Source organism: Aquabacterium parvum (assembly GCF_001447195.1).
Taxonomy (GTDB): domain Bacteria; phylum Pseudomonadota; class Gammaproteobacteria; order Burkholderiales; family Burkholderiaceae_C; genus Aquabacterium; species Aquabacterium parvum.
The window spans coordinates 78,296-91,754 of record NZ_LFRI01000084.1 but is presented as its reverse complement, the minus strand read 5'-3'; the positions used below and the strand labels follow the sequence as shown (position 1 = coordinate 91,754).

The window sequence follows — 13,459 nt, the reverse complement described above, 5'->3', positions numbered from 1 at the left end:
ACCCTGGCGGGTGTCACCAGGGTGCTGACGCCGCCCGGTGTCGATGGGTTATTCTTGCGGCATCCCAACCACGACACCCCTGCCGTGTCCGAACCTTCCCCTAGTCGACCGCCTCGGGTCGACCGGCGTCCCCTTGCGCGGGACCCCCGCAGCCTGTTTGTCCGCCTCGTCGAGTTCATCTCGCCAGGACCGGACTCCACGGCTGAACTCATCCGCACCCTGGCCGAAGCCGAGCACCGCGAGCTGATCGAGCCCGAGTCCCGGGTCATGCTCGAGGGCGTGATCCGCATGGCTGGCATGACGGCTGGCGACGTCATGGTGGCCGTGCGTCGCATGGACATGCTCGACATCGACGCGCCGTACGAGGAGCTGCTGGCGTCCGTCATCGACACGGGTCATTCTCGCTTCCCGGTCTACCAGGACAGCCGCGACAACATCATCGGCCTGCTGATGGCCAAAGACCTGCTCAAGTTGCAGCGCTCGCCGGACTTGAACCTGCGCACGCTGCTGCGGGCGCCTTACTTCGTGCCCGAATCCAAGGGGCTCAACGAGTTGCTGCGTGAATTTCGCTCCAACCGCAGCCACCTGGCCATCGTCATCGACGAGTTCGGCAAGACGGCCGGTCTCATCACCATCGAAGACGTGCTCGAGGAGATCGTCGGCGAGATCGAAGATGAGTTCGACGACGACGACGGCGAGTCGAGCATCTTCACGCTGGCCGATGGCAGCCAGCGGGTGGCGGGCGATGCGCTCATCGCCGATGTGAACGAGGCCTTCCAGGCACAGTTGTCCCAGGACGATTTCGACACGATTGGCGGCCTGGTGGCGCATGAGTTGGGGCGGGTGCCTCGCCGAGGCGAGGTGGTCGAGCTGGGTGGCTTGCGCTTCTCGGTGATGCTGGCCCGTGGTGGTTCCGTGCGTTGGTTCAAGGTGACGCCTGTCTCCGGGCCGGCCGATGCGGCCGAGCATGCCTGAGGTGGCGGGTTCGGTCTTTTTCGGGCAGGCGCGCGATCGGTTGACGGCGTCTCGCTGGTGGCTGGCCCTGCTCTCGGGTGGGCTCCAAGCCCTGGCCTTGTCGCCGTGGGTGGCTGGCTTGCATGCGGCCTTGCCGGCGGTGCTTCAAACGGCTGCAGCGGCTTGGCTGGTGTGCCTGCTGGCCGGGCAAACGAAGGTGCGCGCAGCGGCGTTGGTGGCCTGGCTGCACGCGAGTGTCTGGCTGGTGGGCGCGACGGGTTGGATGTTCGTCAGCCTCCACCACTTTGGTGGCCTGCCTGCCTGGTTGTCGGCGCTGGCGGTGGCCCTGCTTTGCCTGGCGCTGTCGGGCTACATGGCACTTGCCGGGGCCGTGTGGCAACGTTTTCGGTGCGGCTCGCCCTGGCGCGATGCGACGCTGTTCGGCGGGCTTTGGCTGCTGGCCGAGTTGGCGCGGGCGCTGATATTCACCGGCTTTCCCTGGGGGGCCAGTGGCTATGCCTTGATCGACACGCCCTGGGCCCTTCTGGCGCCCTGGGTGGGTGTCTACGGCTTGGGCTGCATCTGGGCCACGTTGGTGGCGTTGGCCGCTCTGGGCGCATTTGGCACGCCCCGGCACACGAAGGCCCGCTGGCTGATGCCCTTGCCCTTGCTGGGCTTGAGCATCGGGCTGGCCGCCTGGTCGCCTGCGCCACACACCCACCCGCATGGGCAACCCTTGAAAGTCGCGTTGCTGCAGAGCAATGTCGCCCAGGACGAAAAGTTCGATGCCCGGATGCTCGGCAACATGCTGGTCTGGCATGGGCAGCAGTTGCAGCAGGTGCAAGCCGACCTGGTGGTGGCGCCCGAAACGGCGATCCCGCTGCTGCCGGAGCAATTGCCCGAGGGCTACTGGGATGGCCTGCGTGCGATGTTCGGGTCAGGCCAAGGGCGCGCAGCGCTGATCGGGATGCCGCTGGGCAGCCTGGAATCGGGCTACACCAACTCGGTGGTGGGGCTGTCGCCGGAGCTGGCTCAGCCATATCGCTACGACAAGCACCACCTGGTGCCATTTGGTGAATTCATCCCGCTGGGCTTTCGCTGGTTCGTCAACATGATGAACATGCCTCTGGGGGACTTTTCTCGCGGCCCGCTCTCGGCACCATCCTTCGTGGTCAAGGGGCAGCGCGTTGGCCCCAACATCTGCTACGAGGACTTGTTTGGCGAGGAGCTTGCGAGTCGTTTCGTGCACGCGGAAACTGCCCCGACGATGCTCGCCAACGTGAGCAACCTGGCCTGGTTCGGTGACACGGTGGCCATCCATCAGCACCTGCAGATCGCGCGCATGCGCTCGCTGGAATTCCAGGTCCCGACCATTCGATCGACCAACACGGGGGCGACCGTTGTCATCGATCACCTGGGACGCGTCGTGCAACGCATGCCAGGGCAGACGCGTGGCGTGCTGTTGGCCGAAGTGCAGGGGCAAGCCGGCGTGACGCCATACGCCGCATGGGCGGGCCGGGCGGGGCTTTGGCCGCTCGTGGTGTTGGGTTTGCTGGTGGTGGTGTGGCGGGCGTGGCCCGCCCTGCGTTGCCGCCCCTGAGTGCAATGTGGCGCGCACCGAGTGCGCGGCGCCAACGATCTTCTTCACTAGAATCGGGGGTTTGGCTTTTCGCGTTCGCGCTGCCCAAGTCATGGGCGCGGTTTGCGTCATCCCCACACTGGTTGCTTGCGCAGGTCATGCCTGGGCGTGCAGCCCACAAGGTTTCAACATGCTGACCTTCCAGCAACTCATCCTCCGTTTGCAAAGCTACTGGGACGCCCAGGGCTGCGCGCTGCTGCAACCGTACGACATGGAAGTGGGCGCCGGCACCAGTCACACCGCCACCTTCCTGCGCGCCCTGGGCCCGGAGCCCTGGAAGGCCGCCTACGTGCAGCCCAGCCGTCGCCCGAAAGACGGCCGCTATGGCGAGAACCCCAACCGCCTGCAGCACTACTACCAGTACCAGGTGGTGCTCAAGCCCGCACCGGCCAACATCCTGGAGCTCTACCTGGGCTCGCTCGAAGCCCTGGGCTTTGACCTCAAGAAAAACGACATCCGCTTCGTCGAAGACGACTGGGAGAACCCCACACTGGGCGCCTGGGGCCTGGGCTGGGAGGTCTGGCTCAACGGCATGGAGGTGACGCAGTTCACCTACTTCCAGCAGGTCGGCGGCATCGATTGCAAGCCCATCACCGGCGAGATCACCTATGGTCTGGAGCGCCTGGCCATGTACCTGCAGGGCGTGGAAAGCGTGTACGACCTGGTCTATTCCAAGGACCCGGCTGGCAACGTCGTGAAGTACGGCGACGTGTTCCACCAGAACGAGGTCGAGCAGTCGACCTACAACTTCGAGCACAGCAACGTCGAGTTCCTGCTGGGTGCGTTCACCAATTACGAAACGCAGGCCCAGTACCTGATGACGCAGCAGCTGGCCCTGCCGGCTTACGAGCAGGTGCTCAAGGCCGCGCACACCTTCAACCTGCTGGACGCGCGTGGTGCCATCTCGGTGACCGAGCGCGCCGCCTACATCGGCCGCATCCGCAACCTGGCGCGCAGCGTGGCCGCGGCCTACCTCGACAGCCGTGCCCGCCTGGGCTTCCCGATGGCCCCAAAGGCCTGGGCCGACGAGGTCATCGAGCAACTGAACAACAAGAAGGCGGCTTAAAGCATGTCCGACACCCGCACCGCCAACCTGCTGGTTGAACTCTTCGTCGAAGAGCTGCCCCCGAAGGCACTCAAGAAACTGGGCGAGTCCTTCGCCTCCGTGCTGGCCGATGGCCTCAAGGCTCAGGGCCTGGCCTCGGCCGATGCCGCCGTCACGCCCTACGCCTCGCCGCGCCGCCTGGCTGTTCACGTGACGGGTGTGGTCGGCAAGGCCGCCGACCAGCCCGTGCAGCACAAGCTCATGCCCGTGACCGTGGGCCTCGACGCCAGCGGTCAGGCCACGCCCGCGCTGCTCAAGAAACTGGCTTCACTCGGCCTGGGCGTCGAGGTCGTGCCTTCGCTCAAGCGCCAACCCGATGGCAAGGCCGAGGCCCTGTTCCTCGACACGGTCAAGGCCGGTGCTTCGCTGACCGAAGGTCTGCAAAAAGCGCTCGATGAATCGCTGGCCAAGCTGCCGATCCCCAAGGTCATGACCTACCAGCTGGAGCAAGGCGATGGCGCCGGCTTCCAGCCAGGCTGGACCAGCGTGAACTTCGTTCGCCCTGCGCATGGCCTGGTGGCCCTGCATGGCGACCAGGTTGTGCCGGTGCAGACCTTGGGGCTGAAGGCCGCACGCGAAACCCATGGTCACCGCTTCGAGGCCAAGGTCTCGCCCGTGGTGCTGCGCGACGCCGACAGCTACGCCGCACAACTGCGCGACGAAGGCTCCGTGATCGCCAGCTTCACCGAGCGCCGTGCCGAAATCGCCTCGCAACTGAAGTCGGCCGCGGGCCGCGCCGGCAACCACCTCAAGCCGATTGAAGACGAGGCCCTGCTCGACGAGGTCACCGCGCTGGTCGAGCGCCCCAATGTGCTGATCGGTCGCTTCGAAGAAGCCTTCCTGGCCGTGCCGCAGGAGTGCCTCATCCTCACGATGAAGGCCAACCAGAAGTACTTCCCGCTGCTCGACGCCGACGGCAAGCTGACCCACCAGTTCCTGGTGGTCAGCAACATCCATCCGTCCGACCCGAGCGCGATCATCGAAGGCAACGAGCGCGTGGTGCGCCCGCGCCTGGCCGATGCCAAGTTCTTCTTCGACCAGGACCGCAAGAAGACGCTGGCATCGCGTGTGCCGGGCCTGGCCAAGGTCGTTTACCACGGCAAGCTGGGCACCCAGGGCGAGCGCGCCGAGCGCGTGCGCGCCATCGCCCACGCCGTGGTCAACCAGCTCAGCCTGCACACCGTTCCGTTCTCGGTCGACGACCAGGACCACTTCAAGGTGCTCGACAGCAAGGCCCAGGAAGCCGCGTTGCTGGCCAAGACCGACCTGCTGACCGACATGGTCGGCGAGTTCCCCGAGCTGCAAGGCATCATGGGTGGCTATTACGCCCGCCACGAAGGCCTGCGCGACGGCGTGGCCATCGCCATCGAAGACCACTACAAGCCGCGCTTCGCGGGTGACAGCCTGCCGCGCAACCACACCGGCACCGTGTTGGCCCTGGCCGACAAGCTCGAGACCCTGGTGGGCCTGTTCGGCATCGGCCAGTTGCCCACCGGCGACAAGGACCCGTTTGCGCTGCGCCGCCACGCGCTGGGCGTGATCCGCCTGCTCATCGAGAAGAACCTGCCGCTGTCGCTGCCCGAGCTGTTCGACGCAGCCGCCGCCCCGTTTGGCGAGCTGATCAACAAGCCGACCGAAGCCCTGCTGGGCTTCTTCGCCGACCGCCTGGCCGTGTCCCTGCGCGAGCAGGGCTACAGTGCCCAGGAGGTCGACGCCGTGCTGGCCCTTCAGCCAGCCCGCCTGGGCGACGTGCCGCGCCGCCTGGCTGCTGTGCGTGCGTTCGTTGCGCTGCCCGAGGCCGCTTCGCTGGCCGCGGCCAACAAGCGAGTCAGCAACATCCTGAAAAAGGTGGAAGGCGACGTCGAGGCCAAGGTCGACGCCGTGCTGTTCAAGGAGGCTGCAGAAGGCGCCCTGTACGAAGCCCTGCAAGCCGTGGCTCCGAAAGCCCAAGCGGCTTTTGAGCAAGGCGACTACACTGGGTCCCTGCAAGCGCTGGCGGCCCTCAAGGCCCCGGTGGACGCTTTCTTCGACGGGGTCATGGTCAACGCCGAGGACCCCGCCCTGAAAGCCAACCGCCTGGGCCTGCTGGCCACCCTGCATGCTGCGATGAACCAAGTTGCCGACCTGTCCCGACTGGCTGCCTGATCCACACACATGCTGTCTCGTCCCCACCCTGGTGAGGCCATCAAGCTGGTCATCGTTGACCGCGATGGCACCATCAACCATGAGCGCGAGGACTACATCAAGTCCGCCGACGAGTGGGTGCCCCTGCCTGGGGCCCTGGAGGCCATCGCCCGCCTGAATCACGCAGGCTGGCATGTGGTCGTGGCCACCAACCAGTCCGGCATCGGTCGGGGCCTGTTCGACATGGTCTCGCTCAATGCCATGCACGCCAAGATGAACCACATGCTGGCGCGCGTGGGCGGGCGGGTGGAAGCGGTGTTCTTCTGTCCGCACACCCCTGAAGACCATTGCACTTGCCGCAAGCCTTCGCCAGGGCTGTTTCAAATGATCGGCCAGCGTTTTGGTTGTGACCTGGCTGGCGTGCCCATGGTCGGTGATCTGCCTCGTGATGTGCTGGCTGCCCAGTCTGTGGGCTGCGAGCCTCACCTGGTTCGCACCGGCCAGGCTGCCACCATGAGCGAGGCGGAACTGCAAGATTTGCGTCGCCGGGTGCCTGACCTGACGATCCACCCTGATCTGTCTGCTTTCGCCGACTTCATCGTCCTGCGAGACCGGCGTGCCCACGGAGACGATGCGCCCGTGGCCACCCACATGGGAGAGTTGACTTGAGTTCGATGCCCGCTGCGCAGCAGTTGCAGCTCTGGGATGACGAGGCGCCCGCCGAGGGGCTCGCAGGCGACTCAGACCGATTGGGCCACCAGGCCGCCAACCACTGTGCCGAAGCCCGCGCCAGCGTGCCAGAGGCGGCCCTGCTTGGCAGCTTGCCGGTGTTTCGCCACCCTCGCGCGGTGCGTGAAATTCGCCTGGGCAAAGCCCTGGTGGGTTATGAATGCACCCGAGTGCAGCGGCGCAGCATTGGCATGGTCGTCAGCGACGAGGGCTTGTCTGTGCGGGCACCCAGCTGGGTGTCCTGGGCGGACATCGAGGTCGCCTTGCGTGCCAAAGAGCGCTGGATCTGCAACAAGCTGGTTGACCAACGGGAGCGCGCACGCCGCCAGGTGTCGGCGCAGATCGACTGGAGAGCCGGCTGCCAACTGCCCTTCATGGGTGAGCCGGTCACCGTCATCCTCGATCCGACGCAAACCGGGGCGCGCTTTCAGCCCGCGTCGCTCGATGCCGCGCCCTGCCGCCACACGCTCAGATTGGGCCTGCCTCACGATGCGGTGGGCACGCAGATCCGCGATGCCGCCGAGGCGTGGCTGCAGCGTGAAGCCCGGATGCTGTTTGCCGAACGCGCGGAGCACTACGCTCGCAAGCTGGGTGTGGTCGTCAAGCGTGTGAGCCTGTCGTCTGCGCGCACGCGCTGGGGCAGCGCCAGCGCCGACGGCTCCATCCGCCTGCACTGGCGGCTGATGCACTTCAGCCTGGACATCATCGACTACGTCGTGGCGCACGAGCTGGCCCACCTGCGCGAGATGAATCACAGCCCCGCTTTCTGGGATGTGGTGCGCTCCATCCTGCCGGAGTACGAGCCCGCACGCGATCACCTGCGTCGGGTGGTCATACCCGAGTGATCGAGCCGGGCCGCCGGGCTGTGCGCCCGTGCGTGCGCTGCTTCAGCGCGCTGCAAAGCGCCAGACGCCCGCCTGGTCCTGTTTTCGGCTGAGCTCCCCTCGGTGCCACAGGTGGTTGAGGTGAGCGATTGCCTCGCCCATGGCGAAGGTGGTCTGGTGCAGATCGAGTGGGCGTTTGAACAGCACCGGCAACATGTCTGCAGCCGAGGAGGGGGCTTGCGTGCAGGCTTGCATCACCTCTGCCAGGCGGTCCTCGTGGTGCCGCTCAAGCTGACGGATGCGCGCATGGATGCCCGTGAAAGGGCGCCCGTGTGAGGGCAATGCCAGGGTGTCGGCAGGCAGCGCCAGCATCTCTTTGATCGAGTCGAGGAACAAGCCCAGTGGGTCGCCCTCGGGCTCCATCTCGTAGACGCTGATGTTGGTTGAAATCGATGGCAGCAGCATGTCGCCCGAAATCAGCAACCCATCGCGCTCGCTGTGCAACGCGATGTGCTCCGGGCTGTGTCCGTATCCGGCTATGCATCGCCAGCGCCGATCCCCGATGTCGATCTGCATGCCGTTGATCAACCGGTGGTGCGCACGCGGCACCTTGGGCACCAGGGCGCGGTAGTAGCCGTTGCGCTCCCGGATCTTGGCGAGATCTTCTGCGCGGTGCAGGCCGTGGCTGGCAAAAAAGATGGCCGCGCGCTCTCCGCCTTGGGAGGAGGTGGCCTCGCAAGCCTGCAAGGCTGCCAGGTGATCGGTGGCGCTCATCCAAAGGCGCGCGGGCTGGCCTGGTGCGCTGAACTGCTCGATCAACCAGTCCGCATTGCCCACGTGGTCGGGGTGCATGTGGGTCACCAGCATGCGCCGCAGAGGAGCGCTGGCCAGCGGGCCTTGCCACAGCGCCTGCCAAGCCTGGCGGATCGGCTCGGAGGCGATGCCCGCGTCCACCACCATCCAGCCCGATTGTCCGGGCACCGCATCGTCCAGCACCCACAGGTTGATGTGGTTGAGCGCGAAGGGCAGGGGCATGCGCAGCCATTGCAGTCCCGGGCGAAGCGTCATCAGCTCGCCTGTTGGCGGCAGGGTGTCGCCCCAGGGGTAGGCGATCGGGGCGTCAGTCGGGGGCAGGTGGTTGCTCAGGCTCATTCGGTCGATTGTGCCCCGGCGTCGCGGTCAGCTTGCCTCACCCGCAGGCTTGTCTACACTGCGGGTCATGAGCGATCAGCATTCCCTTCCCCATCTTTTCGACAGCAACCGTGCCTGGGCCCGAGACATCGAGCAGCGCACCCCGGGTTTTTTCAGCCGCCTGCAGAAGCAGCAGTCGCCTCAATACCTCTGGATTGGCTGCAGCGACAGCCGCGTGCCGGCCAACGAAATCTGTGGCTTGCTGCCAGGCGAGCTGTTCGTGCACCGCAACGTGGCCAACGTGGTCGTGCACACCGACCTCAACTGCCTGTCGGTGATGGAGTTCGCCATCGACTCGCTCAAGGTCAAGCACATCATGGTCGTGGGTCACTATGGCTGCAGCGGCGTCAACGCCGCCATGAACGACATCCGCATTGGTTTGGCCGACAACTGGTTGCGCCACGTCAAAGATGTTCGCAACTCACACCAGGAGTGGCTGCAAACTGTGCCGGATGGGCCAGCGAGGCTCAACGCCCTGTGTGAGCTCAACGTGCTGGCGCAATGCCGAAACGTTTGTGAAACCACCGTGGTGCAGGACGCCTGGCAGCGAGGACAGGAGGTGGTCATCCATGGCTGGGTATACGGCTTGCATAATGGTCTGATCAACGATTTGCGCATGACCGTTGCATCCTCAGATCAGGTGCAGGCCGTGTTTGATAAAGCACTGTCCAGCCTGCAGCAACGCCACACGCAGATCGTACCTGCCACCCCCACCGAGTCACGCTGATGACGATGTTCCCGCAACAACTCACCGACTCCCGGGTCTTCGAGATCGCTCGCGCCCTGCTGGATGGCTTCGATCGCCACTACAAGATCTTCTCCGAGACCACGGCCCAGGCCAAGAAGCGTTTCGAGGAGGCCGACTGGCACGGGCAGCAAACCGCGCAGCGCGTTCGCATCGAGTTCTACGACCTGCGTGTGGAGGAGTCGGTCGAGCGGCTGGAGCAGGACTTTGGCGCCAGCACCTTGCCCATGGAGGTCTGGCACCAGATCAAGCTGTTCTACATCGGTCTGCTGACCGGTCACAAGCAACCGGAGCTGGCCGAGACCTTCTTCAACTCGGTCACCATCAAGATCCTGCACCGCAAGTACTACCGCAACGACTTCATCTTCGTGCGACCAGCGGTGTCCACCGAGTACATCGACGACGAAGACGAGGGCACTGGCGGCACCTTCCGCGCTTACTACCCCACGCGCGAAAACCTGCGCCAGATGCTCAAGACCATCGTCGAGAGCTATGAGCTCGAACTCGCTTTCGACGACCTAGACCGAGACATCGGCTTCGTCTACGAGGCCTTGCTTGAGCAGGTTGGCTCCGTGCGCCTGCGCACCAATTTCCAGATTCAGGTCCTCAACTCCCTGTTCTTCCGCAACAAGGGGGCCTACATCGTGGGCAAGGTGGTCAACGGTTTCCGCAGCCTGCCATTTGCCATCCCCATCCTGCATAACTCCAAGAGCCGCCTCTACATCGATGCGGCGCTCTTCGGCGAAGACGACCTGCTGGCATTGTTCAGCTTCGCGCGCGCCTACTTCATGGTCTACATGCCGGTGCCATCGGCCTACGTGCAGTTCCTGCGCACGCTGATGCCGCGCAAGCCCCGTGGGGAGCTGTACAGCGCCATCGGTCTGCAAAAGCACGGCAAGAACCTGTTCTACCGCGACTTCCTCTTCCACCTGCGCCACTCCAGCGACAAGTTCCGCATCGCGCCGGGTATCAAGGGCATGGTGATGCTGGTGTTCGACCTGCCGTCCTACCCCTTCGTCTTCAAGGTCATCAAGGACTACTTCCCTCCGCAGAAGGAAACCACCCGCGAAGGCATCATGAGCAAGTACCTGCTCGTGAAACACCACGACCGCGTGGGGCGCATGGCCGACTCGCTGGAGTTCACCAACGTGGCCTTCCCGCGCAATCGCTTCGACGACGAGTTGATCGAAGAGCTCAAGAAGTTCGCGCCCAGCGTGATGGAAGAAGACGAGGACGGCCAGGTGCTGATCCTCAAGCACCTCTACATCGAGCGCCGCATGGTGCCGCTCAACATCTACATCCAGGAAGCCGAAGGCGAGTCGCTCGAGCATGCCGTCATCGAGTACGGCAATGCTTTGAAGGACCTGGTGGCTGCCAACATCTTCCCTGGCGACATGCTGTGGAAGAACTTCGGCGTCACGCGCAACGGCAAGGTCGTGTTCTACGACTACGACGAGATCGAGTACGTCACCGACTGCAACTTCCGCAAGGTGCCCGAGCCGCGCAACGAAGAGGAAGAGATGTCAGGCGAGATCTGGTACTCGGTCGGCCCGCACGATGTGTTCCCGGAGACTTTTGGGCCATTCCTGCTGGGCGATCCGCGCGTCAGGCACATCTTCATGCAGCACCACGCGGATTTGCTGGACCCCGGATTCTGGCAAGAGCGCAAGGAGCGCATCCAGGCTGGCTACGTGCACGACGTCTTCCCGTACGACCGCTCCCGCCGATTCATTCACCAGATCCAGCCGAACCTCGCTCTGGAAGGCTCTGCCGAGATCGCACCGGTCGAAGAGCCAGTGGAGGTGCAGCCGCTTGGTCCGAAGGTGCACGATCAGGGGCGGCTCACCGGCTTCACCAGTGGTGATGCCGGATCCGGTGACTGATCACCACAGCTGCCACCAGGGCTTTTTGGATTTGTCGGAGGTGATGCCTCCGGCCATGCCTGCGGACAGGAACTCGCTGTTCGGGAAGCTCTGGCGCAGCACCCGCAAGGTGTCGTCACGCAATGGCACCAGGCCCAGCTTGTCGTAAGCCTGCGCCATGATGAAAAGGCCTTCCTCTACCGCAGGCGACTGGCTGTATTCCTTGACGGCCTGCTGGGCGCGGTTGGCCGCAGCCAGGTAGGCGCCACGGCGCAGGTAGTAGCGGGCAACGTGGACCTCGCCTGCGGCCAGCGAGTTCACCACGTGGTTCATGCGCAGGCGCGCGTCTTCGGCGTAGCGCGATTGCGGGAAGCGCTCGACCACCTGCTTGAACGACTCGTAGGCATCGCGCGAGGCTTGCTGGTCTCGCTCGGCCAGGTCCTGCCGAGACAGCTTGCCGAACAGGCCCAGGTTCTCGTTGAAGTTCACCAAACCTTGCAGGTAAAAAGCGTAGTCCAGCGCCGGGCTGGTGGGGTGCAACCGGATGAACCGCTCGAGCTTGGCCAGAGCCTGCGCCTTCTCTCCAGTGCGGAAGTAGGCATAGGCCAGGTCGATCTGGGCTTGTTGAGACAAAAGGGTGCCAGAAGCTCGGGCTTCGACCTTTTCAAGCTTCTTGATCGCCAGCTCGAAGTTGCCTTCGGCTGCGTCGTCCTTGGCGTCTGCGTACAATTTGTCGGATGCGATGTTGGCGAACTCGTCCTGGGGCGTCGAGCCACAGGCCACCAACATCACGCTCATGCACATCGCCAGGAAGGCGGCCAGCAAGCCTCGAGAGGATTCGGTCATCGGGGTCTTCGGGTTGGTCTTGAGCAGTTTCACGTTGTGTCAGGGGCGGTTTGTGCCGCCTTCAATCCCGCCTTGCAGCGCCAGAGTGCGCAGTATAGAAGCTAGTCGCCCACGCTCTCCATGTCTCGACGTCGTTCCGCATCCTCCGTTGCCTCCAGGGGCCCGTCTCAGACCGAGTCGGGTATTGACCTGGGTGACGACATCCTTGATGACGAAGAGGAATCAGAGGAGGGTGGGGCCCCGCAGAATCAACTCGCCGATGAGCCGCAGCCGACGGGTAGCAGGCAACTCCGGGTGGCTGCCGAATCCCATGGGCAGCGCCTGGATGCCTGGTTGAGCGGTTGCATTCCCGCCTATTCCCGCAGCCACCTCAAGGGTCTGATCGAGGCAGGGGCGGTGCAGGTGGCGGGCCAAGTGGTCACGTCGGCTTCACGCAAGGTTGCGCAAGGGCAGGTCGTCGACATCGTCCTCAGGGCCACGGCCCAGAGCCAGGCCTTCGTTGCCGAGGCCATGGCTTTGCCCATCGTTTTCGAGGACGAGCACTTGCTGGTGGTCGACAAGCCTGCTGGCCTGGTGGTTCATCCAGCGGCGGGGAACTGGTCGGGCACGCTGATGAACGGCCTGCTGGCGCACCACGCACAAGCTTCGAGCCTGCCTAGGGCGGGGATCGTGCACCGGCTGGACAAGGACACCAGCGGCCTCATGGTGGTGGGCAAGACGCTGGAGGCCGTGACGGCACTGAGCCGCGCCATCGCGGCGCGTGATGTCAAACGCCAGTACCTGGCGCTGGCGCACGGCCAGGTGCCCGAAGCGGTGAGCATTGCTTCGTCGATCGGTCGCGACCCGGTCACCCGCGTGCGCATGGCGGTGGTGCCTTCCGGCAAGCCAGCTCGAACCGATGTGCAGCGGCTCCTGTGTGGGCAGGTTCAGCCTGTGCTGGCTGGGCGGCACGATGACGACCGCCCTGCGCGATGGGTCAGCGGTGTGTTGTGCACGCTGCACACCGGCCGCACGCACCAGATTCGGGTGCACCTGAGCAGTCGCCGCCACCCGTTGGTGGCCGACACGCTTTACGGCGGCGCCCCTTTGCTCGGGATGGCCCGGCAGGCTTTGCACGCCGCGCGCCTGGGTTTCGCTCACCCCCATACCGGTCAAGCCATGCAATTCGAAGCGCCGTTGCCAGCTGACATGGCCGCCGCCTGGGCTGAGCTCGAGGGCGCGCCGAAATGACGGGCTCGCAAGCTAGATCTCAAACTGGTGTATAGTGGTTCAACCACGACAGGTTCCTGTCATGACATGGCTGATTTGCCTGCTGTGTCGGACGGGCCAATCCGGCAGACGCAGGTTGCGTCAGCGAGGGTCGCCCGCCATTCGCCTACCAGGCACCCCCTGATTTTGATTTGATCGCAGGCCGTTGAGCGGCCGAACTCAAACAGCGCT

Annotated in this window: 11 protein-coding genes; 9 read left to right on the top strand and 2 right to left on the bottom strand. The window is 64.7% G+C overall.

The window, feature by feature from the left end; translation table 11 throughout:
- Window positions 1–84 precede the first annotated feature (84 nt).
- The 6 genes from ABG80_RS02530 to ABG80_RS02505 all read left to right on the top strand — a co-directional run bounded on the left by ABG80_RS02530 (window position 85) and on the right by ABG80_RS02505 (window position 7,396).
- A complete protein-coding gene (locus ABG80_RS02530; RefSeq protein WP_058086269.1) occupies window positions 85–975 on the top strand; it encodes an HlyC/CorC family transporter in 891 nt (296 codons plus the stop codon).
- Complete coding sequence (gene lnt, locus ABG80_RS02525) at window positions 968–2,554, top strand: apolipoprotein N-acyltransferase (RefSeq protein WP_235513724.1); 1,587 nt, start codon at window positions 968–970, stop codon at window positions 2,552–2,554. The genes ABG80_RS02530 and lnt overlap by 8 nt, the downstream gene beginning before the upstream one ends.
- Window positions 2,555–2,723: 169 nt before the next feature.
- The gene (glyQ, locus tag ABG80_RS02520; protein ID WP_058086198.1) at window positions 2,724–3,659 is read left to right on the top strand and encodes a glycine--tRNA ligase subunit alpha; all 936 of its coding nucleotides are present in this window, start codon (window positions 2,724–2,726) and stop codon (window positions 3,657–3,659) included.
- Between the two features lie 3 nt (window positions 3,660–3,662).
- Window positions 3,663–5,843, top strand: coding sequence for a glycine--tRNA ligase subunit beta (glyS, locus tag ABG80_RS02515; RefSeq protein ID WP_058086197.1), 2,181 nt, complete (start codon window positions 3,663–3,665; stop codon window positions 5,841–5,843).
- A 9-nt stretch (window positions 5,844–5,852) separates the two neighbouring features.
- Window positions 5,853–6,491, top strand: a complete 639-nt coding sequence (gmhB, locus tag ABG80_RS02510; protein WP_058086196.1) for a D-glycero-beta-D-manno-heptose 1,7-bisphosphate 7-phosphatase — start codon at window positions 5,853–5,855, stop codon at window positions 6,489–6,491.
- 5 nt (window positions 6,492–6,496) lie between these two features.
- The gene (locus tag ABG80_RS02505; protein ID WP_058086195.1) at window positions 6,497–7,396 is read left to right on the top strand and encodes a M48 family metallopeptidase; all 900 of its coding nucleotides are present in this window, start codon (window positions 6,497–6,499) and stop codon (window positions 7,394–7,396) included.
- A gap of 42 nt (window positions 7,397–7,438) precedes the next feature.
- Here ABG80_RS02505 and ABG80_RS02500 read toward each other — a convergent pair whose 3' ends face one another.
- On the bottom strand, window positions 7,439–8,527 hold the full coding sequence (locus ABG80_RS02500; RefSeq protein WP_058086194.1) for an MBL fold metallo-hydrolase: 1,089 nt from the start codon (window positions 8,525–8,527) through the stop codon (window positions 7,439–7,441).
- 67 nt (window positions 8,528–8,594) lie between these two features.
- Between ABG80_RS02500 and can the strand changes: the two genes are divergently transcribed.
- Window positions 8,595–9,293: a carbonate dehydratase gene (can, locus tag ABG80_RS02495; protein ID WP_058086193.1), complete on the top strand. Its 699-nt coding sequence runs from the start codon at window positions 8,595–8,597 to the stop codon at window positions 9,291–9,293.
- 5 nt (window positions 9,294–9,298) lie between these two features.
- Window positions 9,299–11,194: a bifunctional isocitrate dehydrogenase kinase/phosphatase gene (gene aceK, locus ABG80_RS02490; RefSeq protein ID WP_083505757.1), complete on the top strand. Its 1,896-nt coding sequence runs from the start codon at window positions 9,299–9,301 to the stop codon at window positions 11,192–11,194.
- Here the strand turns inward: aceK and ABG80_RS02485 are convergent, their stop codons facing one another.
- Window positions 11,195–12,019: an outer membrane protein assembly factor BamD gene (locus tag ABG80_RS02485; RefSeq protein WP_058086267.1), complete on the bottom strand. Its 825-nt coding sequence runs from the start codon at window positions 12,017–12,019 to the stop codon at window positions 11,195–11,197. It abuts the gene before it with no gap.
- Between the two features lie 120 nt (window positions 12,020–12,139).
- On the opposite strand from ABG80_RS02485, the gene ABG80_RS02480 reads away from it, so the two are divergent.
- On the top strand, window positions 12,140–13,249 hold the full coding sequence (locus tag ABG80_RS02480) for an RluA family pseudouridine synthase (protein ID WP_083505739.1): 1,110 nt from the start codon (window positions 12,140–12,142) through the stop codon (window positions 13,247–13,249).
- The last annotated feature ends 210 nt before the right edge of the window (window positions 13,250–13,459 follow it).

Excerpts from the sequence above, each read along its gene's own strand:
- lnt (WP_235513724.1), top strand. The coding sequence starts at position 968 with ATGCCTGAGGTGGCGGGTTCGGTCTTTTTCGGGCAGGCGCGCGATCGG.
- glyQ (WP_058086198.1), top strand. The coding sequence starts at position 2,724 with ATGCTGACCTTCCAGCAACTCATCCTCCGTTTGCAAAGCTACTGGGAC.
- glyS (WP_058086197.1), top strand. The coding sequence starts at position 3,663 with ATGTCCGACACCCGCACCGCCAACCTGCTGGTTGAACTCTTCGTCGAA.
- gmhB (WP_058086196.1), top strand. The coding sequence starts at position 5,853 with ATGCTGTCTCGTCCCCACCCTGGTGAGGCCATCAAGCTGGTCATCGTT.
- ABG80_RS02505 (WP_058086195.1), top strand. The coding sequence starts at position 6,497 with ATGCCCGCTGCGCAGCAGTTGCAGCTCTGGGATGACGAGGCGCCCGCC.
- ABG80_RS02500 (WP_058086194.1), bottom strand. The coding sequence starts at position 8,527 with ATGAGCCTGAGCAACCACCTGCCCCCGACTGACGCCCCGATCGCCTAC.
- can (WP_058086193.1), top strand. The coding sequence starts at position 8,595 with ATGAGCGATCAGCATTCCCTTCCCCATCTTTTCGACAGCAACCGTGCC.
- aceK (WP_083505757.1), top strand. The coding sequence starts at position 9,299 with ATGTTCCCGCAACAACTCACCGACTCCCGGGTCTTCGAGATCGCTCGC.
- ABG80_RS02485 (WP_058086267.1), bottom strand. The coding sequence starts at position 12,019 with ATGACCGAATCCTCTCGAGGCTTGCTGGCCGCCTTCCTGGCGATGTGC.
- ABG80_RS02480 (WP_083505739.1), top strand. The coding sequence starts at position 12,140 with ATGTCTCGACGTCGTTCCGCATCCTCCGTTGCCTCCAGGGGCCCGTCT.